Origin of the sequence: Amycolatopsis sp. NPDC051371, from assembly GCF_040682155.1 — a bacterium.
Taxonomy (GTDB): Bacteria; Actinomycetota; Actinomycetes; order Mycobacteriales; family Pseudonocardiaceae; genus Amycolatopsis.
On the sequence record NZ_JBFBAG010000025.1, the window covers coordinates 42,378 to 62,953 of the forward strand.

The following is a 20,576-nucleotide window of genomic DNA, read 5'->3' on the forward strand; positions in this document are numbered from 1 at the left end:
CGGGGTACCCGAGGCCCGAGGTGAGGAACCGTGGGTTTACCCGGCCATGGGATGGGGGAACTCCGGCACATGCCCGACACCCGCGGCGCGGAGCCGCCGGACAGCACCGATCTCGACCGCCTGCGTTCGGCGGCCGCGGACTGCCAGGGGTGCGACCTCTACCGGGACGCCACGCAGACCGTTTTCGGCGAAGGCACGAAGAAGGCGAAGATCCTGGTCGTCGGTGAGCAGCCGGGCGACAAGGAAGACCTCGCCGGTGAGCCGTTCGTCGGCCCTGCCGGAAAGCTCCTCGACCGGGCTTTCGAAGAGGCGGGCTTCGACCGGAAGTCGCTGTACGTCACCAACGCGGTCAAGCACTTCAAGTTCAAGCGCGACGAACGCGGGAAGCGGCGCATCCACCAGAAGCCGGGCCGCACCGAGGTGGTCGCCTGCCGGCCGTGGCTGCTGGCGGAGCTGCGCGCGGTGCGCCCGGAGCTGGTGCTGCTGCTGGGTGCGACGGCCGCGCAGTCTTTGCTGGGCCCCAAGTTCCGCCTCACGGCTCATCGCGGCGAGCCCGTCGAAGCACCCGAGGACGTGGCCGAGCTGGTGCCGTCGGCGGTCGCGACCGTGCACCCGTCGGCGGTCCTGCGCGCCCCGGACCGCGACGAGGCCTACGCGGCCTTCGTCGCCGATCTCAAGGCCGCCGGCAAGACGCTCAAGTGAGCTGCTTCAACGCCGCTTCCGCCGATCCCGCGTGCTTGTCCAGGTCCCGCCACGGGTCGTCCTTGCGGGCCAGGCGCTGCTTCTCCTTGGCCAGGCTCCAGCCGTCCGGCTCGGCCTTGCCCAGCTCCCGCCAGTCCAGCGGGGTCGCGGCGGCCGCGCCCGGGCGGGCGCGCAGCGAGTACGGCGCGACGAACGTCTGCGCGTAGCCGTTGCGGTTGGCGTCCAGGAAGATCCGGTCGCCGCGCTTGTCCTTGCGCTGGGCCGTCGTCAGGCGGTCCGGGTCGTCCGCGGCGACGGCGTCGGCCAGCGCGCGGGACAGCTCGAGCACGACCTCGGTGTCCGACTTCGCGTCCAGGGGCGCGAGCACGTGGAAGCCGCGGCCGCCGGTCGCCTGGACGAACGGCGTCAGCCCCACCCGCTCGTAGTGGTCGCGGATCCGCCGCGCGACCGCGCGCAGCTCGGCGACCGGCGTGCCGTCCGGCGGGTCGAGGTCCAGCACCAGCCGGTCCGGCCGCTCCGGCGCGTCCACCGTCGACAGCCAGAGGTGGAACTCCAGCGTGCCCTGCCGCGCGAGGTAGTCCAGCGTTTCGGCGTCGTCGCAGACGACGTAGTCGTCCGTACCGCCGCCGCGCCGGGGGACGCTCTCGACGCGGATCGAGTCCGGGAAGTGCTCCCCCGGGTGCTTCTGGAACCAGCCCTGCCCGTCGATGCCGTCCGGGAACCGCCGCAGGGTCAGCGGGCGGCCGCGCAGGTGCGGCAGCATGACGTCGGCGACCGCGCGGTAGTACTCGACGACATCGCCCTTGGTCAGCCCGTCGGCCGGGTAGAACACCTTGTCCGCATGGGAAATCTCGCCACTCACGTCCGCTCCCGCACCACGTCCGCCGCCTTCTTGTCCTCGCGCAGCCCGGCGAACCGCGGGTGCCGCAGCCGCCCGTCGCGCGTCCATTCGGAGAAGTCGATCTGCGCGACGAGGTCCGGCCGGACCCAGTGCGCACCCGGTTCTTTCACCGGCCCGGCGAACGGCGAGCGCCTCGTTTCGCGTTCTTGCAGCTGTGCGTGCAGCGAGGCCAAGAGCTTCTCGTCGAACCCGGTGCCGACCTTGCCGGCGTACTTCAGGCCGCCGTCCTCGTGGTAGCCGAGCAGGAGCGCGCCGAAGCCGTGCCGGGCGCCCTGTGGGTCGGTGAAGCCGCCGATCACCAGCTCCTGCCCCTGTGCGCACTTGAACTTCAACCAGTCGGGTGACCGCCCGTGGTGGTACGGCGCGTCCGCCCGCTTCGCGATGACACCCTCCCAGCCGCGCCGGCAGGCTTCCGCGTAGAACTTTTCGCCTTCGGTGTTCCGGTGCGCCGACAGCCGGAGCGGGTCTTCGAAGTCGAACGCGTCCCGCAGCAACGCCTTCCGCTGCCGCAGCGGCAGCCTGGTGGTGTCCTGGTCGTCGTAGTACAGCAGGTCGAAGAGGTAGTAGTGGACGCGCACGCCGGTGGCCCGGGCGCGGTCCGGGTCGCTGACGTGGATCCGGGGCTGCAGCGCGGCGAAGCTGGTGTTGGCACCGTCGAACGCCACGATCTCGCCGTCGGCCACGAACCGCGGCCCGCCCTGGGCCGCGAGGGCTTCGACGAGCTCGGGGTAGGCGTTGTCCATCACCTTGTGGTTGCGCGAGTAGAGCGTCGGCGTGCCCGAGTCACGCACGCAGATCGCCCGGACGCCGTCCAGCTTGCGCTCGTAGATCCAGTCCTCGTCGGAGAACCGGCGGCCGGTGAGCGTGGCCAGGGTCGGCTCGCGCCAGCCGGGGCCGCTCACGACGCCTTCAGCGCCTTCTCCAGCTGGGCGCGGGTCATCTTCGAACGGCCCTTCACGCCCTGCTCACGAGCCAGCTTGTCCAGGTCGGACTTGGACAGGTCCTCGAGGTCGGAGCCCTTCTTCTTCGCCGGCTTCTTGGCTTCCTTGCTGCCGCCCTTGCGGTTCTTCACGCTCCGCGACAACGCCTCGAACAGGTCGACGACGTCGGCCGACGGCTCCGGCTCCTCTTCGTGGGCGATCTCCTTGCCCTGCTTCTTGGCCTTGATCAGCTTCTCGACGCGCTCGGAGTACTCGTCGCGGTAGTCGTCGGGCTTCCACGGCGCGGTCATCTCGTCGACGAGCGAGAGCGCCATGTCGAGCTCCTTGGGCCGCGGCTTCGGCAGGCTGGGCAGCCCGCCCATGACGTCCTTCGGCTTCCGCAGGTCGGCGACGAAGTGCAGGGTGTTGAGCACCATGACGTCCTCGCCGGCGCGGACCGCGCAGAGGTACTCCTTGCCGCGCAGGACGAACTTCGCGACGCCGGCCTTCTCGCTGCGGTCCATCGCCTGCAGCAGCAGGCCGTACGCCTTGGCGAAGTCCTCCTTCGCCGGCTTGAGCCAGTACGTGCGGTCGTAGAACCACGGGTCGATCTCGTCCAGCTCGACGAACTGCTCGATGTCGATCCGCCGGGACCGCTCGGGGGCGATCTCGTCCAGCTCGTCGGGCTCGACGAGCACGTGGTCGCCGCTGCCGAGGTCGTAGCCCTTGACGATTTCGTCCTGGGTGACCTCGTCGCCGGTCCGCTCGTTGACCCGGCGGTTGCGGATCCGGTCCGACGTCCCGCGTTCGAACTGGTGGAAGTGGATCGTGTGGTCCGCCACCGCCGGGTACAGCTCCACCGGAACGGTGACCAGCCCCAAGCTCAGCGCGCCGCTCCACACCGGTCTGGCCATGTGTCGACCTCCTCACCGGCAGCGATACCCGCGCCGCCGGTGCCCGAAACGCGACGTCGTCGCGGTGCGTGACGCGCCGGAGCCCGCCGGGACCGGGTGGTCTCGGCGGGCTCCGGGTGCGTCGTGCGTCAGGCGACTTCGCTGCTGCGAGTGCCGGCCCGGTGCAGGCCCAGCATCTCGAGCAGCTGCGCGCAGTCTTCGGAGTCTTTCGCGTTCGCCGCGACGGCCAAGGCCGCCTTGCGCCGCGTCGAAGCTTGTGCCGGCGTGTCCCCGCCCTCCAGCAGGAGGTCCGCCACCGGTCGCAGGTCGTTCCGCTTGTCTCGCATGTTCGCTCCCCTCCGGCAATCCCCGGTCGGCCTTTCACCGGGGCGATTACCCGGTCTCACCCGACCAAACACAAGAGGCACCGATGGGGTTCCCGGAGACAGCCATTGCTAGGCCGAACGAGTGAATTCGACCGGTTCCGACCGGGAAACCGGCAAGGTGGTGAGACCCACGTCACACCAGGAGGCCGGATGGGTACCCAGATCCGCATCAGTCGTGAGGACGGGTCGCTGCCCTGCGAAGTCTGCGGCTTCCCGACGATGCACGTCGCCCAGGTCGTCGCGGACGACGGGACGGTGCTCGGCCGGACCCTGGTCTGCACGACGTGCCAGCGCAGCAGACACCGGCCCGACCCGGTGGCCGAGGCCCCTCCGGACGAGGTGCCGACCAGCTAGTGTCGCGCGTCCGAGGTTCGTCGCGAGCGCGGCGGCGAGTGCGAACGTCTTGAATGACTCATTCAGGTCTTCGGAGGTCTTGAATGACTCATTCAAGACCTTTGGTCCGGGCTACCGAGCCTGACCCGGCTCGGCGAGCGCCCTGGCTCCAGCGGCCCGAACGTCGACAAACCTGCCGCGCGCGACACCAGCGGCACCCAGAGGGTCGGCGCGCGTACCCAGAGGGTCGGCCGACCGTCCAGGTACGCAAGCCGGCTGCCTGGGTACGCGGCCCGGCCGTCACGCTGTGGTGGTCGCCACCGCCTCGACGAACTCGGTCGCCACCTCGTGCAGCTTCCGGTTCCCGTCCTGGGAGCGCTTCACCAGCCGCTGGAACGCCTCTTCCGCGGTGATCCGGTGCGCGGCCATGAGGATCCCCTTGGCCTGATCGATCACCGCGCGCGTCTCGAGCGCGCGGTTCAGCTGGTCGATCAGCTCGCGGGCCGCGAAGTACCGGCGCGCGCTGCGCAGGCCGAACACGACCGTCGCCGTGTACAGCTCGAGGATCTTCGTGCCCAGCTCGCTGAAGCCGTGCTCGCCGAAGCCGAACAGGTTCACCGCGCCGGACATGTCCTCGTCCACGGTCAGCGGCGCGGCCAGGAAGCTCGCCACGCCCAGCTGTTCGGCCTTCGACACGAACTGCGGCCACACGTCGCCCACCGCCCCGACACCCACGCGCACCGGCTGCCCGGTTTCGGCCGCGCGCAGGCACGGCCCGTCCCCGATCCGGTACTGCTCGCGATCGAAGTTCACCGCCCGCTGGTCGGTGCTGGCCACCGTCTCCGGCACGCCTTCGCGCACCAGGGTGATGCTCGCCATGTCGGCCCCCGGCACCACCTGCACCACGTGGTCGCAGACCGCTTGCAGCATCTGGCCCAGGTCCAGTTCCGAGTCGACCATCGCGGTGAGCGATTCCATCGCCACCGTGACTTCGTCCAACCGCGCGGTGAGCTGCTCATCGCCGCCCGTCATCCTGGTGACGCCCCTCTTCTCGTGCTCAGGGCGCTCTCAACCAGGGAGGACCCGGGCGCGCGCCACTAGTGGGCCGCTAGCGCTTTAACGGGTCCAGCGCGAGATTACTGCATCGCGCTCAGCGCGGGCACAACCGGTCACCGCCGCGGCGGGCCACACGCCCGTTCGGAGCAACGTCGGTTGCGGGCAGCTCGCGCAGGGTTAGGCTTCGGTCATCGGTTCAGCACAGCAGCCGGCTCGGAACACCCCGAGCGCGGCGCTGCGGCTCCGCGCGGCACCAGGACGGCGGCGAACCGCATGATGGTCCCCCGACCCCGAAATCCCCCTCTGCGGCTGCGCACGACGTGGCCCGCTCCGCACGCGGTGCTGATCACCGCCCGCGGCGCCCTCGACACCGCGACGGCCGGCGACCTGGCCGCCCTCGTTTCGGACCGCCTGTGGGCGGTCCCGGACCGGCTGGTCCTCGATCTGTCCGAAGTGGACTTCCTCGGCGTCGCGGGCGTGCGGGTGCTGCTGCACGCGGCGCTGCAGGCCGAACAGAACGGCACGGACCTGCAGGTGATGACCGGGACGAACCCGATGGTCCGCCGGGCCCTGCAGGTGACGGAGGCCGACCGGCGCCTCACGGTCGCCACCCGGCGCGAGGAGCCCGCAACGGCCTAGGCGTGCTGAAGGGCCGGCACGGCGGAGGTCAGCGCGACGAACCCGCCGTGCCCGCGTGCCCCTCTCGGGACGCCGGCGGGCTCGCGTCCCGGTCCAGCACCCGGGCCTGGGCCCGCTTCGAGCGGATGTACCGCTCCTCCTTCATCTGCTCGACCGCCTCGGGATGGTGCAGCTCGAACGCGGGCCGCTCCGACCGGATGCGCGGCAGGTCCAGGAAGTTGTGCCGCGGGGGCGGGCACGTCGTCGCCCATTCGAGGCTGTTGCCGAAGCCCCACGGGTCGTCGACCAGGACCTGCTCGCCGTAGCGGTAGCTCTTCACCACGTTCCAGATGAACGGCAGCGTCGACGCGCCCAGGATGAACGCGCCGATCGTCGAGATCGTGTTCAGCGTCGTGAAGCCGTCCGTGGACAGGTAGTCCGCGTACCGGCGCGGCATGCCCATGTCCCCCAGCCAGTGCTGGATCAGGAACGTCGTGTGGAAGCCGATGAACGTCGTCCAGAAGTGCCACTTGCCGAGCCGCTCGTCGAGCATGCGGCCGGTCATCTTCGGGAACCAGAAGTAGATCCCGGCGAACGTCGCGAACACGATCGTGCCGAACAGGACGTAGTGGAAGTGCGCGACGACGAAGTACGAGTCCGTGACGTGGAAGTCCAGCGGCGGCGACGCCAGGATGATCCCGGTGAGGCCGCCGAAGAGGAACGTGACCATGAAACCGACCGACCACAGCATCGGCGTTTCGAAGGTCAGGTGACCCTTCCACATCGTGCCGATCCAGTTGAAGAACTTGATGCCGGTGGGGACGGCGATGAAGAAGGTCATGATCGAGAAGAACGGCAACAGCACCGCGCCGGTGGCGAACATGTGGTGCGCCCACACCACCGCCGACAGCCCGGTGATCGCGACGGTCGCGAACACCATCAGCCGGTAGCCGTACAGCGGCTTCCGGCTGAACACCGGCACGATCTCGGTGATGATCCCGAAGTACGGCAGCGCCACGATGTAGACCTCGGGATGCCCGAAGAACCAGAACAGGTGCTGGAACATGATCGCTCCGCCGTTGGCGGGGTCGAACACGTGCGCCCCGAGCCTGCGGTCCGCCTCCAGGCCGAACAGCGCGGCCGTGAGGATGGGGAACGCCAGCATGATCAGGACGGCGGTGAACAGGATGTTCCAGGTGAAGATCGGCATCCGCCACATGGTCATGCCGGGCGCGCGCAGGCAGACGATCGTGGTGACCATGTTGACCGCGCCGAGGATGGTGCCGAGCCCGGACACGATCAGGCCCATGATCCACAGGTCGCCGCCGACGCCCGGCGAATGGATGGCGTTCGAAAGCGGCGTGTAAGCCGTCCAGCCGAAGTCGGGCGCGCCGCCCGGGGTGAGGAACGAGCTGATCACGATCAGCCCGCCGAACAGGTAGAGCCAGTAGGCGAAGCCGTTCAGCCGCGGGAACGCGACATCCGGCGCGCCGATCTGCAGCGGCAGGATGTAGTTCGCGAACCCGAACAGGTTCGGGGTGGCGTAGAGCAGCAGCATGATCGTGCCGTGCATCGTGAACAGCTGGTTGTACTGCTCCGGCGACAGGAACTGCAGCCCGGGCCGGGCCAGCTCGCCGCGCATCAGCAGCGCCATCGCACCGCCCGCCATGAAGAAGGCGAACGACGTCGTCAGGTACAGCAACCCGATCTGCTTCGGGTCGGTCGTGCGCAGCAGCGCGAGCAGCGTGCCGCCCTTCGGCCCGCGCCGCGCCACCGCCAGGGGCACCGCCCGCAGGCTCGGCGCCGGCTTCACCTCGGTCATCCGCAACTCCCACCGCCGGGCTGTCCCTACTGTGCGTGTTACTCCTGTCGGCGAAGATCCGCGTTACCCCGAACGGGTGGATCTACCCGCGCAGCGCCGGGAGCAGCTCCTTTTCGGCGAAGTCCAGGAAAGCTTCCTGCTGGTCGCCACCGATCTGGACCAGGGCGAGGTCGGTGAAACCGGCCTTCTCGAACTCGCGCACGCCCTCGACGATCGCGTCGACGTCCGGCCCGCAGGGAATCGAGCCGGCGACGTCGTCCTCACGGACGAACTGCGTGGCCCCGGCGAAGCCGGCCGGTCCGGGCAGCTCGGCGTTGACCTTCCAGCCCCCGGCGAACCAGCGGAACTGCTCGTGGGCGCGCTTCACGGCGGCGTCGCGGTCGGTGCCCCACGACACCGGCATCTGCCCGATCTTGCGGGTCGGCGGGCCGAGCTTCGTCGCGTCCCACTCGCTCGACAGCTCCGCCTTCGGCTCGACGGCGATCATCGCGTCGGCCACCGGGGCGAACCGTTTGATCGACTGCGAGCCGGACACCGCGACACCGATCGGCGTCCGCTTCTCCGGCAGGTCCCACAGCTTCGCCGAGTCGACGCGGAAGTGCTTGCCCTCGTAGTCGAAGTAGCCGCCGTCGAACAGGCCGCCGATGATCTGCAGGGCTTCGGCGAGCATGTCGTGCCGGACGTTCGCCGGCGGCCAGCCGCGGCCGACGACGTGCTCGTTGAGGCTCTCGCCCGCGCCGAGCCCGAGGGTGAACCGGCCGCCCGAGAGCGCCTGCACGGTCGCCGCCTTCTGCGCCACCACCGCCGGGTGGTAGCGCATCGTCGGGCAGGTCACGTAGGTCATCAGCTCGGCGCGGTCGGTGACCTGCGTGACGGCGCCGAGCACGCTCCAAGCGTAGGGAGCGTGCCCTTGTTCGGCCAGCCAGGGCGAGTAGTGGTCGCTCATGACCTCGAAGTCGAAGCCGGCCTGTTCCGCACCGGCGGCGAACCGGACCAGTTCGTTCGGCCCGGTCTGCTCGGTCATGAGCGTGTAGCCGATCCGCATCGGCGCCTCCTCTCCATCCCTCCCCGCTTACCCGCTCTCGTCCGGGGGTAACCGGCTTCCCACGGACGGGTGGATCCTGCTGCTCGCCGCCGGTAGGGGACGTTTACCCGATGATCGACCGGGTACTCACCCCACGAGCGAAAGGGAACGGTCATGCCTCAGTCGTGGAGCAAGAAGCGCGAGCGCCAGTACGAGCACGTCAAGGACTCGGCCGAGGACCGCGGAGCGAGCACCGGACGAGCCAAGGAGATCGCGGCCCGCACGGTGAACAAGAACCGCGCGCAATCGGGCGAGTCCCGGCAGGCCAGCAAGACGTCGGTCAAGGACAAGTCCCCGCAGCAGCGCGGCGGCGAACGGTCCGGCAACCGGAAGGGTCCCGGCGGCCCGACGAAGGACCAGCTGTACAACGAAGCGAAGAAGCGGAACATCAACGGCCGCTCGACGATGACCAAGAAGGAGCTCGAACGGGCCCTCGGCAAGTGACCAAACCGGAAATCCCTGACCACGAAGTGTCGTCATTCGCCCAGATGGGTAGTAGTTCTCGCATGGAAGAAACACGAAGCGGCAGCTCGCACGGCGGCAAGCCGACGCTGGAAGAGCTGCTCGAGGAACTGGTGGAGCTGCGCCTGCCCGCCATGGCGGAGCAGATCCCCCTGGTCCGGATGCTCACGCACGGCGTAGTGTCGCGCGCGGACTTCGGGCTGGACGCCATCGCCGACGCCAAGATGGCCGTCGACGAGGCGTGCGCCCAGCTCGTGCAGCTGGCCGAGCTGGGCACTCAGCTGCACTGCCGCTTCCGGCAGGGCCCCGACGGCCTGCACGTGACCATCTCGACGCGCTCGACCGACCCGCGGCCCCCGAGCGACCGCACCTTCGGCTGGCACGTGCTGACCACGCTGAGCCGGTCGGTGACCGCGCACTGCGACGTTCTCCCCGGTGGAGGCGCGGGCATCGTCACGATCGAGCTGGTGCTGAACCCGGGAACGAGCGCGTGAGCAGCGAGCGGAAAACCCTCCTGCACCGCCCGGACGAATACGCCCACTGCGAACCGCTGTTCGAGGAGCTGGGCACCCTCGGCCCCGACGACCCGCGCCGCGACGTGGTGCGGAGCAGGCTCGTCACCGAGCTGCTCCCGCTGGCCGAGCACATCGCGACCCGCTTCTCCGGGCGCGGCGAGCCCCGCGAGGACCTGGTCCAGGTGGCCCGGATCGGCCTGATCAACGCGGTCGACCGGTTCGACCCCACCCGCGGCCACGACTTCCTGTCCTTCGCGGTGCCGACGATCATGGGCGAGGTGCGGCGGCACTTCCGGGACACCGGCTGGTCGGTGCGGGTCCCGCGACGGCTCAAGGAGCTGCACCTGTCGCTGAGCCAGGGCTCGGCGGTGCTGTCCCAGCGCCTGGGCCGCGCGCCGACGCCGACCGAGCTGGCCGAGCACCTGAGCCTGGACGTCGACGAGGTCCGCGAAGGACTGCTGGCCGGCAACGCCTACCAGGCCCTGTCCGTCGACAAGCCGGTGCACGACGACGCCGAGGCGCTGTCGCTGGCGGACACCATGGGGGAACCCGACCACGAGATGGCCATGGTCGAGAACCACGAGGCCCTCCAGCCGCTGCTCCAGGAGCTGCCGAAGCGGGAGCGCGCGATCCTCGTCATGCGGTTCTTCGGCGGGCTGACCCAGACCCAGATCGCCGACCGCGTCGGCATCTCCCAGATGCACGTCTCCCGGCTGCTGTCGCAGACGCTGGAGCAGCTCCGCGGGAAGCTCACCGGCGAGGGCTGAGCCCTTCCTCCCGTCCTGTCGCCCAGGTCTTGAATGACTCATTCAGGACCTCCCCGGCCCTGAATGAGTCGTTCGAGACGTCCGGGGCAGCTCAGCGAAGCCAGCCCGGGCGTCCGCCCTTCCGGAGCCGCCGCCACTCCCCCGCGAACCTCTCGCGCAGCTTCTCCGCCGTCTCGGCGTCCCGCTCGTAGAGCATCCCGAACGTGAAAGTGTTCTGACCTTCGCCGTGCCCGGCGATGGTGAGGTGGTGCAGGACGTCCCGGCCGACCGCGGTGTCCTGGTGCTCGCCCAGCGTGCTCTGGACGGCCTTGACGTTCTTGCGCCACTGCCGCAGCTTCTTGCCGTAGACCGGCTTGACGGTGTCGGCGGCGTAGCGGGCGCGCTTCGCCTTCTTGCGGACCTCGTGCAGCGCCGTCTCGAGCTCGTGGCCGTCCAGACCGCGCGTCGCCGCTTCGGCGCGGCGCAGCTTCGCCGCGGCCTTGCGCACCGGCCCACGCAACCCGGACTTCGCCGGCTTGCGCGCACGGCGAGTCAGCGGCGGTTCCTCCACCACGGCGTCCAGCGCGCGCAGCAGCTTCAGGTACCGCTTGCCGGTCAGCGCCTCCATCGCGCGCGTCCGGCCTTCCTCGGCCTCGCGGGCGAAGTAGCGCGTGAGGTACTGGCGCAGCGGCCCGAACACCAGCTCAGAGGGGATTTCGTCGAGCTGCGCCTGGAGCCGTTCCTCGCTGACTTCGGCATCCCGGGCCGGGGACAGCTGCTGCCCGAGCCACTTCAGCTCGGCCGCGAGCGACGCGGTTTCGTTTTTGTCCACAATGGACCCGAACGTGCGCAGCGCGCTGCGCAGCTTCCGGGTGGCGACGCGCATCTGGTGCACGGAGTCCTCGACGTCCAGGCGAACCCCGACGTCCGCGCGGCGCAACCGGGCGTAGTGCTCGCGCAACGACGTCAGCACGACCTCGCCCGCCGTCGGCTTTTTGCGGCCGCGGGGCGGCGCGGGAACGCGGTCGCCGATCAGGCGCCGCAGCTTCGACGGCCACGGCGAGGCCGAGGCGCCGGCTTCGGCCAGCGCCCGGTCGAAGTCCTTGAGCCGGCCGGGGTCGGTCCCGGGGTCGAGCTCGAGCTCCAGTTCGCGCCACTCGTCGAGCCGCGCGCTCTCGCCGCCGGCTTCTCCCGTCACGTGGTCGTCGGTGAGGGTCGCGACGGTCCGGCCGTCGCCGTCGGCCAGCCGGTGGGCGAACCGGTCGGTGCGCAGGTGCGCGATCGGCACCAGCTTCTCCCCCAGCGTGTAGGCGCGCACGAGCCGGCGCAGCCGCCCTGGGACCTTGTTCGAGTCGCCGCCCAGCGGCAGCTGGATCTCCTGCCGCTCGTCGGCGGAAACCGGCAGCTTGAGGTGCCAGCCGGCGTCGTGCCCGCCGACGCGGCGCCGCAGCGTGATGCCGCTCCTGGCCAGCCGGAAGGTCTCGGTGTCGTAGTAGGAGGCGTCGAGGATCTGCTCGACCGGGTCGTCCTGGGTCTCGACGCCCGCGACGCCGACGAGCCGCGGCACCCCGCTGCCCGCCACGACCTCGTACTTGCGTTCGCGCTCGGTCACCGACGACGGCGCTGCCATGATCGTCCTCCTTGGGGGCCGGTTCTCCTGACGAATACCCGGCCCCCACCGCCCCGACACGGGGATTCGGTGGCCGAGCAGCGGGTATCCGGTTCGGGAACCCCCGAGCCCGGACCAGGAGCGTGCATGAACGGCAGCCAGCCCGCAACCGACCTGACCACCGTCCTCGCCGGCGACCACCGGGAGCTGGACCGGCTGTGCACCGAGATCGAGCTCGGCCAGGGCAGTCCCGAGAACCGCAAGGACCTCGCCGACCACCTGATCGCGCAGCTCGTCCGCCACGCCGTCGCGGAGGAGGCCTTCCTCGACGGCGAAGGCGACCTCGCGGAGGCGGACGGCCTGATGCGTGAGCTGGAGGGTGTGGGACCGCAGGAGACGCGCTTCGAGCGCCTGCTCGGCGGGCTGCTCCGCGCCGTGCGCCGGCACGTCCACGACGAAGGCCCGGCGGCCGTCCGGCAGGTGCGGCTCACCTGCTCGCCCGAGCGGCGGGCCGAGCTGGGCAAGGAGGTCGTGGCGGTCCGCGACGCCGCGCCGACCCTGCCCCACCCGGACCTGTCGGACCGGGTGCCGCAGGCCGACCAGCTCTGGCCCGGCCCGGGCTTCGTGGACCGGGCCCGGGAGGTCCTGCAGCGCGCGGCCGGCTCCCCCGGTTGAGCACCGGCCGCGGATCGGCGGGAAGCTGTTCTCCGGAGACGACGGACGATGGAGACGCATGAGCATCGGCGAAGACGAGTGGGCGCGGGAACGGGCCGGGTTCGGGCAGGACGGTGACCACCCGCCCGGCCAGCTGACGCGGCAGTTCGCCGACCTCACGCGCACGCTGCTCGACGTGACCCCGACCGTCGGGGGCGTGCTCCGGCTCGTCGTCGGCGCCGCGAGCGCGATCGTCCCGGACGCCGACCTGGTCAGCGTCACCCTGCGGGAACCCGACGGCACGTTCCACACGCCGGTCGAGACCGATCCGGTCGCGGTGCGGCTGGACCAGGTGCAGTACGACCACGGGGAAGGGCCGTGCGTCGAGTCGGCCCGCCCGGACGGCCCGGCCATCGGCCGGTCCCAGGACCTCGCGCACGACCCGCGCTGGCCGTCGTTCGGCCCGGCCGCGGCCGGCTACGGCTACCACTCGGTGCTGGCGACGTCCCTGTTCCCGGACGCCCGCCCGGCGCGGCGCACCGGCGCGCTGAACATCTACTCGAGCAGGCGAGGCGCGTTCGACGGCCCCGCGGTCGACCTCGCCCTCCTGCTGGCGACGCACGCTTCCCTGGCACTGGCGCACACGGAAGCCGTCGCGGCGGCCGAGCTGGAGGCGGCGCACCTGCGCCGCGCGGTCGACGGCCGCGACGTGATCGGCCAGGCCAAGGGCATCCTGATGCAGCGTCGTGGGATCAGCGCCGACGAAGCTTTCGACGTGCTGCGCCGCGCGTCCCAGGACCTGAACGTCAAGCTCGCCGACGTGGCCCGGGCGCTCGCCGCGCGGCCCACCGAGGTGGACCTGCCGATGGTGGAGCGCTGACCCCGGACACGGGCGAGGGCCGCACTTCCGCTCGGGAAGTGCCGCCCTCGCCACGAAATCCGCTTACGAAGCCGAGTACGGGGACCGGTTCTCGATCGACGGGCTGACGTCCGGGTACGTGCCCGGCTGACCCGGCACCGGCATCACCGTGGGGCCCGGCTGCTCGGGTTCGACCCGCTGCTGCCGGCCGCCGCGCTGGACGACCGCCTCGACCTCCTGCTCACCGCGGATGCGGGAGAGCGCGGCGAGCGTGATCCCGTGGGCCAGGGCCAGGATCAGCAGCAGGACGCCCACGCGGGCGACGACGCCGGTCAGGCCGGTGCCGATGTCGATGGTGGACACGAGCGCCAGGACGCCCAGGGTCGCGAGGTGGAACAGCACCGTGACCAGGCGGGTCATCGAAGCGCCCGCCGCGGGGTCGCCGTAGGAGTTCTCCAGGTAACGGCGGCCGCTGCGATAGATGATCTGCCCGTCGATCGCGACCAGCACCACCCCGATCACGAGAAACGACAGATACGCGTTGGTGCTCATGCCGGACGCTCCTTCCAGGGGGACCTCTCCGGGTGAGGTACCCGGCCGGTTGCGCAGGGAAACGCCGCGGTCACCCCGTGAAGGTCTCGGGGTCCGGCCCGGTCCGGTGGCCGTCGTCGAGCTTGCCGATGGCCGTCATGTCCTCGTCGTCGAGCTCGAAGCCGAACACGTCGATGTTCTGCTTGATCCGCTCCGGCGACGACGACTTCGGGAACACGATGTTCCCCAGCTGGAGGTGCCAGCGCAGCACCACCTGCGCGGCCGTCCGGCCGTGCTTCTCGGCCAGGTCGGTCAGGACCGGGTCCTGCAGGACCTCGGCCTGGGCCAGGGGGCTCCACGCCTCGGTGGCGATGCCGTGCTCCTGGTGGTAGGCGCGCAATTCGGTCTGCTGCAACGCCGGGTGCAGCTCGATCTGGTTGACCGCGGGCACCGTGCCGGTTTCTTCGGCGAGCCGGTCGAGGTGGGCGGGCTGGAAGTTCGAGACGCCGACGGCGCGGGCCTTGCCCGCCCGCAGGATGTCTTCGAAGCCCTGCCAGGTCCGGACGTAGGTGTCCTTGTGCGGCAACGGCCAGTGGATCAGGTACAGGTCGACGTAATCGAAGCCGAGACGCCTGAGACTGCCTTCCAACGCGGTGATCGCGTTGTCGTGGCCGTGCGCGTCGTTCGCCAGTTTCGTCGTGACGAACACGTCTTCGCGCGAGAGCCCCGATTCCGCGATGCCGGCGCCGACACCCTCCTCGTTCCGGTACATCTGCGCGGTGTCGATGTGGCGGTAGCCCGCTTCGAGGGCGGTCCGCACGGCCTGGGCGGTCTCCTCGGGCGGGATCTGGAACACGCCGAACCCGAACTGCGGGATCCGCACGCCGTTGGTCAGCTCCACGGCCGGGACGTCGGGGGAAGTCATGTCAGCGGCCTACCCGAGGGTTCCGGACGCAAAACACGGCGGGGCGAACCGCCCCGCCGTGTCACCCGATCGTGTGGTCTTCGCGTTGCCTACGTCCCCGGGCGGTCGACGTCACCACGCCAAGAGCCGGTCTCCCCGCCGCGCTGCTCGATGAACTCCTTGAACCGCTTCATGTCGCCCTTCACCCGGCGGTCGAGGACGCCGAGCTTGTCCGCGACGTTTTCGGCGAAGCCCTCGGGGTCGATGTCCATCTGGGCGGTCACCCGGGTGTGCGCGTCGTCGAGCCGGTGGAAAGTGATCACGCCGGCGTGGTCCGGGCCGGAGTCGGACGTCCACGCGACCCGCTCGTCGGGGTGCTGCTCGGTGATCGTCGCGTCGAACTCGCGCGTCACGCCACCGAACCGGGTCACCCAGTGGGTGTGGGTGGCGTCGACCTGCCGGATCTGCTCGACGCCTTCCATGAACCGCGGGAACTCCTCGAACTGCGTCCACTGGTTGTACGCGGTCGAAACGGGGACTTCCACGTCCACGATTTCGGTGATCGTGCTCATGCACTCCTCCTCGTCGGTGGTGGAACACATCGGCTACCCGGCACCGCACCGGTCAAACCCGGCGTGGTTGGCCCCGGGCGGACCCGGGTACACGGCGGCCAGGCAAGGAGGTGTTCCGTGATCGAAGAAGTGAACAAGAAACCGGCCGCCGACCGCTCGGTCGGCGAGCTGGTAACCGATCTGACCGACGAGGTCAAGCGGCTCGTCCGGGACGAGATGCGGCTCGCGGTCTTCGAACTGCAGCGCAAGGGCAAGAAGATGGGCTTGGGCGCCGGCCTGTTCGGCGCGGCGGGCCTGTTCGCGCTGCTCGGCGCCGGCACCCTGGTCGCGGCCGCCGTGCTGGCGCTCGCGCTGGTCGTGCCCGGCTGGCTGGCCGCCGTGATCGTCGCCGTCGCGCTGTTCCTGGTCGCCGGGATCGCCGCGATGGTCGGCAAGAAGGAAGTTTCGCAAGGCGTGCCGCCGGTGCCCGAAGAAGCCATCACCGGCGTCCGCCAGGACGTGGACACCGTGAAACAGGGAGTGCACTCATGAGCGGGGACTTCCCGAAGAACGCCGAAGAGGCGCGGCTCGACCGGGACACCACCCGGGAGGAGCTGAGCGAGACCCTGGAAGCGCTCGGGCAGAAGCTCGACGTGAAGACCCGGGTCAAGGAGAACGTCGACGAAAAGCTCGACCAGGCGACCGCGAAGGTCGCCGAAGTGACGAACGAGCCGACCGCGGTCAAGTTCCGCCAAGGCGCCGACGTCGTGCGGAGCAACCCCCTGCCGATCTTCGCCGGCGTACTCGGCCTGCTGATCGTGATCCGGCTGATCCTGCGACGGAGGAACGACTCGTGAACAAGGTTCTGTACAAGCCGCTGAGCTGGGTCATCGGCGCGCTCGGCGGCATCCTCGCCGGTCAGGCGTTCAAGCAGGTCTGGAAGCGCGTGGCCGGCGAAGAAGACGCGCCCGACGCCACCGACCGCGACTACACCTGGCGGCAGATCCTCATCGCGGCGGCGGTGCAGGGCGCGATCTTCGCCGCGGTCAAGGCCGCGACCGAGCGGGCGGGTGCCATCGGCTACGAAAAGGCCACCGGCGACTGGCCGGACGACTGACCACAGTCCCCGAAAGGTCCACAGTGTCCACAGTGGACGGCGGGAGGCGGGACCGCCGGGCGGTCACGCCTCCCGGCCGGGCTCGGGGACCGGGGTCAGGTCCGCGAGCGCGGCGCCGACCCCGGGGTGGATCTCCAGCAGCGCGTCCGCGCCGGTGGCCTGCAGCGAGCGCGTGACGGCGTGGCCGCCGCGGACGACGGCGAGCTTGGTGCGGGCGTTCGCCGCCAGCAGCGACCGGACACCGGCGCAGCTGAGGAAGGCGACCCGGGTCAGGTCGACGACCAGCCGCTCGCCCGAGGCGAGGGCTTCGTCGAAAGTTTCGGCGGTGGCGGCGTCGATGTCACCCACTAAAGTGATTACGCGGATGCCGCCCGGTCGCTCGGTGGTGGTGTAGGTCAGGCCGGACGGTTCATCGATCGTGCGAAAACAGTGCATGGCGCTCCCTATCGCAGGGTGCAGGGGCGCTGACCGGAGCACGTGATTCTGAACAACAGCCAACGCCTCTGACCGTACGCCCCTGGGCCCCCAGGTCAACCCCGCGGGTTTCCCCGCTGCGACCTCGGGTAATCGCCGGAAGACGGACATCCGGCCCGGAAGGAGATCCATGCGAGTCGTGATCGTCGGCGGCGGTTTCGCCGGTTACCACGCGGCCAAAAGCCTGCGAAAGGCCGCCGGTGAGGACGTCGAAGTGGTCGTGCTCAACCCCACGGACTACTTCCTCTACCTGCCGCTGCTGCCCGAGGTGGCGGCCGGGATCCTCGACCCGCGGCGCGTGACGGTCTCGATCCCCGAGACGTTGCCCGGCGTCCGTCTCGTGCTCGGCGTCGCGACCGGGGTCGACTTCGACGCCCGGCACGTCACCTACACGGATCCGGAGGACCAGGAGCACCGGATCGGGTACGACCGGCTGGTGCTCGCCGCGGGCAGCGTCAACAAGCTCCTGCCGATCCCCGGCGTCCCGGAGTACGCGCACGGGTTCCGCGGAGTGCCCGAGGCGCTGTACCTGCGCGACCACATCACCCGCCAGATCGAGCTGGCCGCCGCGGCCGAAGATCCCGCCGAACGCGACGCGCGCTGCACGTTCGTCGTCGTCGGCGCCGGCTACACCGGGACGGAGGTCGCCGCGCAGGGCCCCGCGTTCACCGACGCGCTCGCCGCGCGGCACCCCGAGCTGGCCGGGCAGAAGATCCGCTGGCTGCTGCTCGACGTCGCCGAGAAGGTGCTGCCCGAGCTGGACAAGCGCCTGGGCAGGACCGCCGACGAGGTGCTGCGCGCCCGGGGGGTCGAGGTGCTGATGAAGACCTCGGTCGACCACGCGGACGCCAAGGGCGTCACGCTGACGAACGGCGATCCCGTGCCGGCCCGCACCCTCGTGTGGTGCGTCGGCGTGCGGCCGGACCCGCTGGTGGCCGAGCTCGGGCTCGAGACGGCCAAGGGGCGGCTCGTCGTCACCGAACAGCTCGGCGTGCCCGGCCGCGACGACGTCTTCGCCTGCGGTGACGCCGCCGCGGTGCCCGACCTCACCCGTCCAGGCGAGTACACCGCGATGACCGCGCAGCACGCCGAGCGGCAGGGGAAGCTCGCCGGGCGCAACGTCGCGGCATCGCTCGGGTACGGCCGCCGCGGCACCTACCGGCACCACGACCTCGGTTTCGTCGTGGACCTCGGCGCCGGCGCCGCCGCGGCGAACCCGTTGCACATCCCGCTTTCCGGGTTCCCGGCCAAGGTCGTGACCCGCGCGTACCACCTCATGGCGATGCCCGGCAACCGCGTGCGCACGGCCGTCGACTGGATCCTGGAACGGCTGGCCGGCCGCCAGACCGTCCAACTGGGACTCGTCCGCTCCGGCGCGGTGCCGCTCGACACCGACTCCCCCGAACTCCCCCGGCGCTGAAGGGAACCAGCATGTCCGTCGAACCCGAACCCACCCGTTCCGCGGGCCCGTCGGTGGTCACCGCCGGCGACCTGGCCGGGCCCAAGATCATCGTGCTCGACCCGGCCGGTGCCGCGCCGCACGACGAGCTGCCGGCGACGTGGCGGCCGCTGGCCGAGAAGCGCGGGATCTTCTGGTGCCGCGTCCCCGTCGGCGGCGCCCTCACCGAGGCCGACGACCTGGTGGGCGACAACGGGCCTGGCGATCCCGAAATCGTCGTCGTGGCGAGCGGTCCCTTCGCGGCCGAAGCCCTCCAGCTCGTCGAACGCCACGCCGGCGGGGCCGCGCACCTGCTGCTCGTCGACCCGGCGTCGGACGCGTTCCTTCCGTCCGGCGACGCCTCGAAGGCCAACGAGGAGTGGCTGGCCGAGCGCGACGACGTCGTGACGAAGCTGCGCGAAGCGGGCACGGACGTGCAGGTGATCGCGTCGAGCACCGAAGGCCCGGAGGACCGCGTCCCGCCGCCGCTGCCGCTCGGTCACCCGGACGTGGTGGCGGCCGTCCAGTCGGCGCTGGGCGACGTTTAGCCCCGCGACACGGGCGGTAACCGCCGTGTCGTCGGCGACCGGCCGGCTACCAGGAGTGTGCCGCACGGCACCGCTCCCAAACTGATTAGGAGTCCCTTGTGGACACCACCGCGTTGCGCGACCTGACCACCACCGGCGGGCCGTTCGCGTCCGTGCACTTCGACTTTTCGCACGACACCGAGGACGCCGCCAAGCAGCTCGCGATCCGGCTGAAGGAGATCGAGGCGGCGCTGAGCGACCAGCGGGCCGACGCCGAGACGGTGCACGCCGTCCTGCGGGCGATCCGCGACAGCGAGCCGCCGGTCGGCAAGGCCGGCCGCAGCATCGTCGCCGCGCACGGCTCGGTGCTGCTCGACCGGCGCCTGGCCGCCCCGCCGCCGGAGCAGGTCGTCCGGTTCTCGCCGCTGCCCTACCTGCTTCCGCTGGCCACGCACGAGGCGGAGAGCCTGCCCTACCTCGTCGTCGTGACCGACCAGGTCGGCGCCGAAGTCACCGAACACGGCCGGGGCGCGCCGCACACCGCGACGGTCGAAGGCGCGGACCCGGTCGAGGTCCAGGGCGGCAGCGGGCCGGCGCACCGCGACAAGCAGACCGGCGAGACGGCCCGGCAGAACTTCGAGGAGATCGCCCGGCACATCGCGAAGGCGGCCGAGCGCTCCCACGCCGCACTGGTCGTCCTGGCCGGCGAGGTGCAGGCGCGCAGCGCGTTGCGCGAGCGGCTGCCGGAGCCGGTCCGCCGGATCACCAGCGAAGTCGAGGGCGGCAGCCGCGCCCCGGGCTCGTCGCACGAAGAGCTGGACCGCCACGTCCACGAGTTGCTGGCCAACCGGCGCCTCGCGAGCCTCGACGACGTCGCCGAGACGTTCCGCGCGGAGTCCGGCCGCGAGTCGGGCCTGGCGGTCAGCGGCCTCGAAGCCGTGACGGCGGCGCTGGCCGAGGCCAACGTGGCCACGCTGCTCGTCGGCTCCCCCGGCGCCACCTCGGTGTTCGCCGGACCGGAGCCCACGCAGGTCGCCGTGGGCAAGGCCGGGTTGCAGGCGCTCGGCGTTCCCGAGCCGGAGCGGCGCCGGGCGGACGAGGCGATCCCGTTCGCGGCGGTCGCCACCGGCGCGGAGGTCGTGGTGCTGGACGAGCGCCTGGACCTCTGGGAAGGCTTCGGCGCCCTCCTGCGGCACACCTGACCCGGCGGCTCCGGGCGTCAGTCGTCGTCGAAGGCGGACAGGGCTTGGCGGCGGTGCAGCAGGTCGACGGCTTCGTCGAGCTGCCGTTCGAGGTCCTTGAGCCGGAGGCGCTCCTCCGGGGTGAGCCCGCCGTGGTGGAGGGCGCCCTTGCGCAGCCGGTGCTCCTCGTCGATCAGGTCGGCGATGCGGTCGGTGATTTCGTGGCCTGCCATGGGAAATCCCCTCCTGTCCGCCCGCGAGCATACGCCGCGCGAGTACCCCCGCCCGGGTGA

At 70.9% G+C, this 20,576-nt stretch carries 27 protein-coding genes; 14 read left to right on the plus strand and 13 right to left on the minus strand.

Annotated elements, in window-relative coordinates; all coding sequences use genetic code 11:
* Positions 1–69: 69 nt before the first annotated feature.
* Entirely contained in the window at positions 70–702 is a 633-nt protein-coding gene (locus AB0M59_RS28205; RefSeq protein ID WP_364620709.1) for a UdgX family uracil-DNA binding protein, read from the plus strand.
* On the opposite strand, the gene ligD (AB0M59_RS28210) is transcribed toward AB0M59_RS28205, so the two are convergent.
* The 4 genes from ligD (AB0M59_RS28210) to AB0M59_RS28225 all read right to left on the minus strand — a co-directional run bounded on the left by ligD (AB0M59_RS28210) (position 695) and on the right by AB0M59_RS28225 (position 3,763).
* Positions 695–1,564, minus strand: coding sequence for a non-homologous end-joining DNA ligase (gene ligD, locus AB0M59_RS28210; RefSeq protein WP_364620712.1), 870 nt, complete (start codon positions 1,562–1,564; stop codon positions 695–697). The two genes, AB0M59_RS28205 and ligD (AB0M59_RS28210), sit on opposite strands and share 8 nt — an antisense overlap.
* Positions 1,561–2,505: a non-homologous end-joining DNA ligase gene (gene ligD, locus AB0M59_RS28215; protein ID WP_364620715.1), complete on the minus strand. Its 945-nt coding sequence runs from the start codon at positions 2,503–2,505 to the stop codon at positions 1,561–1,563. The genes ligD (AB0M59_RS28210) and ligD (AB0M59_RS28215) overlap by 4 nt, the downstream gene beginning before the upstream one ends.
* Positions 2,502–3,437, minus strand: a complete 936-nt coding sequence (locus tag AB0M59_RS28220; RefSeq protein WP_364620718.1) for a Ku protein — start codon at positions 3,435–3,437, stop codon at positions 2,502–2,504. The genes ligD (AB0M59_RS28215) and AB0M59_RS28220 overlap by 4 nt, the downstream gene beginning before the upstream one ends.
* Positions 3,438–3,565: 128 nt before the next feature.
* On the minus strand, positions 3,566–3,763 hold the full coding sequence (locus AB0M59_RS28225) for a hypothetical protein (RefSeq protein WP_364620721.1): 198 nt from the start codon (positions 3,761–3,763) through the stop codon (positions 3,566–3,568).
* Positions 3,764–3,952: 189 nt separating this feature from the next.
* On the opposite strand from AB0M59_RS28225, the gene AB0M59_RS28230 reads away from it, so the two are divergent.
* Entirely contained in the window at positions 3,953–4,156 is a 204-nt protein-coding gene (locus tag AB0M59_RS28230; protein WP_364620724.1) for a hypothetical protein, read from the plus strand.
* Positions 4,157–4,435: 279 nt separating this feature from the next.
* Here AB0M59_RS28230 and AB0M59_RS28235 read toward each other — a convergent pair whose 3' ends face one another.
* Entirely contained in the window at positions 4,436–5,167 is a 732-nt protein-coding gene (locus AB0M59_RS28235; protein WP_364620727.1) for a GAF and ANTAR domain-containing protein, read from the minus strand.
* A gap of 297 nt (positions 5,168–5,464) precedes the next feature.
* On the opposite strand from AB0M59_RS28235, the gene AB0M59_RS28240 reads away from it, so the two are divergent.
* Positions 5,465–5,830: an STAS domain-containing protein gene (locus AB0M59_RS28240; protein WP_364620730.1), complete on the plus strand. Its 366-nt coding sequence runs from the start codon at positions 5,465–5,467 to the stop codon at positions 5,828–5,830.
* A 28-nt stretch (positions 5,831–5,858) separates the two neighbouring features.
* On the opposite strand, the gene ctaD is transcribed toward AB0M59_RS28240, so the two are convergent.
* Entirely contained in the window at positions 5,859–7,631 is a 1,773-nt protein-coding gene (ctaD, locus tag AB0M59_RS28245; RefSeq protein ID WP_364620733.1) for a cytochrome c oxidase subunit I, read from the minus strand.
* A gap of 82 nt (positions 7,632–7,713) precedes the next feature.
* The gene (locus tag AB0M59_RS28250) at positions 7,714–8,676 is read right to left on the minus strand and encodes a TIGR03557 family F420-dependent LLM class oxidoreductase (RefSeq protein WP_364620736.1); all 963 of its coding nucleotides are present in this window, start codon (positions 8,674–8,676) and stop codon (positions 7,714–7,716) included.
* Between the two features lie 153 nt (positions 8,677–8,829).
* Here AB0M59_RS28250 and AB0M59_RS28255 point away from each other — a divergent pair, with 153 nt between their 5' ends.
* The 3 genes from AB0M59_RS28255 to AB0M59_RS28265 all read left to right on the plus strand — a co-directional run bounded on the left by AB0M59_RS28255 (position 8,830) and on the right by AB0M59_RS28265 (position 10,459).
* Entirely contained in the window at positions 8,830–9,159 is a 330-nt protein-coding gene (locus AB0M59_RS28255) for a plasmid stabilization protein (protein ID WP_364620739.1), read from the plus strand.
* A gap of 62 nt (positions 9,160–9,221) precedes the next feature.
* The gene (locus AB0M59_RS28260) at positions 9,222–9,671 is read left to right on the plus strand and encodes an ATP-binding protein (protein ID WP_364620742.1); all 450 of its coding nucleotides are present in this window, start codon (positions 9,222–9,224) and stop codon (positions 9,669–9,671) included.
* On the plus strand, positions 9,668–10,459 hold the full coding sequence (locus tag AB0M59_RS28265) for a SigB/SigF/SigG family RNA polymerase sigma factor (RefSeq protein WP_364620745.1): 792 nt from the start codon (positions 9,668–9,670) through the stop codon (positions 10,457–10,459). The genes AB0M59_RS28260 and AB0M59_RS28265 overlap by 4 nt, the downstream gene beginning before the upstream one ends.
* Before the next feature lie 91 nt (positions 10,460–10,550).
* Here the strand turns inward: AB0M59_RS28265 and AB0M59_RS28270 are convergent, their stop codons facing one another.
* Positions 10,551–12,068 (minus strand): CYTH and CHAD domain-containing protein, encoded by a 1,518-nt coding sequence (locus AB0M59_RS28270; RefSeq protein WP_364620748.1) that lies wholly within the window; start codon positions 12,066–12,068, stop codon positions 10,551–10,553.
* A gap of 126 nt (positions 12,069–12,194) precedes the next feature.
* On the opposite strand from AB0M59_RS28270, the gene AB0M59_RS28275 reads away from it, so the two are divergent.
* Together AB0M59_RS28275 and AB0M59_RS28280 are read left to right on the plus strand one after the other, a co-directional pair.
* The gene (locus AB0M59_RS28275) at positions 12,195–12,722 is read left to right on the plus strand and encodes a hemerythrin domain-containing protein (protein WP_364620751.1); all 528 of its coding nucleotides are present in this window, start codon (positions 12,195–12,197) and stop codon (positions 12,720–12,722) included.
* Between the two features lie 58 nt (positions 12,723–12,780).
* Positions 12,781–13,581, plus strand: a complete 801-nt coding sequence (locus AB0M59_RS28280; protein ID WP_364620754.1) for a GAF and ANTAR domain-containing protein — start codon at positions 12,781–12,783, stop codon at positions 13,579–13,581.
* A 63-nt stretch (positions 13,582–13,644) separates the two neighbouring features.
* Here AB0M59_RS28280 and AB0M59_RS28285 read toward each other — a convergent pair whose 3' ends face one another.
* The 3 genes from AB0M59_RS28285 to AB0M59_RS28295 all read right to left on the minus strand — a co-directional run bounded on the left by AB0M59_RS28285 (position 13,645) and on the right by AB0M59_RS28295 (position 15,567).
* A complete protein-coding gene (locus tag AB0M59_RS28285) occupies positions 13,645–14,112 on the minus strand; it encodes a hypothetical protein (RefSeq protein ID WP_364620756.1) in 468 nt (155 codons plus the stop codon).
* Between the two features lie 70 nt (positions 14,113–14,182).
* The gene (locus AB0M59_RS28290) at positions 14,183–15,016 is read right to left on the minus strand and encodes an aldo/keto reductase (RefSeq protein ID WP_364620758.1); all 834 of its coding nucleotides are present in this window, start codon (positions 15,014–15,016) and stop codon (positions 14,183–14,185) included.
* 89 nt (positions 15,017–15,105) lie between these two features.
* Positions 15,106–15,567: an SRPBCC family protein gene (locus AB0M59_RS28295; RefSeq protein WP_364620761.1), complete on the minus strand. Its 462-nt coding sequence runs from the start codon at positions 15,565–15,567 to the stop codon at positions 15,106–15,108.
* Positions 15,568–15,684: 117 nt separating this feature from the next.
* Between AB0M59_RS28295 and AB0M59_RS28300 the strand changes: the two genes are divergently transcribed.
* From AB0M59_RS28300 to AB0M59_RS28310, 3 genes are read left to right on the plus strand one after another with little or no spacing between them, the layout of a single operon-like run.
* Positions 15,685–16,098, plus strand: coding sequence for a phage holin family protein (locus AB0M59_RS28300; RefSeq protein ID WP_364620764.1), 414 nt, complete (start codon positions 15,685–15,687; stop codon positions 16,096–16,098).
* The gene (locus AB0M59_RS28305; protein ID WP_364620766.1) at positions 16,095–16,403 is read left to right on the plus strand and encodes a DUF3618 domain-containing protein; all 309 of its coding nucleotides are present in this window, start codon (positions 16,095–16,097) and stop codon (positions 16,401–16,403) included. The genes AB0M59_RS28300 and AB0M59_RS28305 overlap by 4 nt, the downstream gene beginning before the upstream one ends.
* On the plus strand, positions 16,400–16,663 hold the full coding sequence (locus AB0M59_RS28310) for a DUF4235 domain-containing protein (protein WP_364620769.1): 264 nt from the start codon (positions 16,400–16,402) through the stop codon (positions 16,661–16,663). The genes AB0M59_RS28305 and AB0M59_RS28310 overlap by 4 nt, the downstream gene beginning before the upstream one ends.
* A 63-nt stretch (positions 16,664–16,726) precedes the next feature.
* Here the strand turns inward: AB0M59_RS28310 and AB0M59_RS28315 are convergent, their stop codons facing one another.
* Positions 16,727–17,098: an STAS domain-containing protein gene (locus AB0M59_RS28315; RefSeq protein WP_364620771.1), complete on the minus strand. Its 372-nt coding sequence runs from the start codon at positions 17,096–17,098 to the stop codon at positions 16,727–16,729.
* Between the two features lie 169 nt (positions 17,099–17,267).
* Here AB0M59_RS28315 and AB0M59_RS28320 point away from each other — a divergent pair, with 169 nt between their 5' ends.
* The 3 genes from AB0M59_RS28320 (at position 17,268) to AB0M59_RS28330 (ending at position 20,304) form a co-directional block, all read left to right on the plus strand.
* The gene (locus tag AB0M59_RS28320) at positions 17,268–18,557 is read left to right on the plus strand and encodes an NAD(P)/FAD-dependent oxidoreductase (protein WP_364620774.1); all 1,290 of its coding nucleotides are present in this window, start codon (positions 17,268–17,270) and stop codon (positions 18,555–18,557) included.
* 11 nt (positions 18,558–18,568) lie between these two features.
* Positions 18,569–19,123 (plus strand): hypothetical protein, encoded by a 555-nt coding sequence (locus AB0M59_RS28325; protein WP_364620777.1) that lies wholly within the window; start codon positions 18,569–18,571, stop codon positions 19,121–19,123.
* 98 nt (positions 19,124–19,221) lie between these two features.
* A complete protein-coding gene (locus AB0M59_RS28330; RefSeq protein ID WP_364620779.1) occupies positions 19,222–20,304 on the plus strand; it encodes a hypothetical protein in 1,083 nt (360 codons plus the stop codon).
* A gap of 17 nt (positions 20,305–20,321) precedes the next feature.
* On the opposite strand, the gene AB0M59_RS28335 is transcribed toward AB0M59_RS28330, so the two are convergent.
* Positions 20,322–20,516: a DUF2630 family protein gene (locus AB0M59_RS28335; protein WP_364620781.1), complete on the minus strand. Its 195-nt coding sequence runs from the start codon at positions 20,514–20,516 to the stop codon at positions 20,322–20,324.
* Positions 20,517–20,576 lie beyond the last annotated feature (60 nt).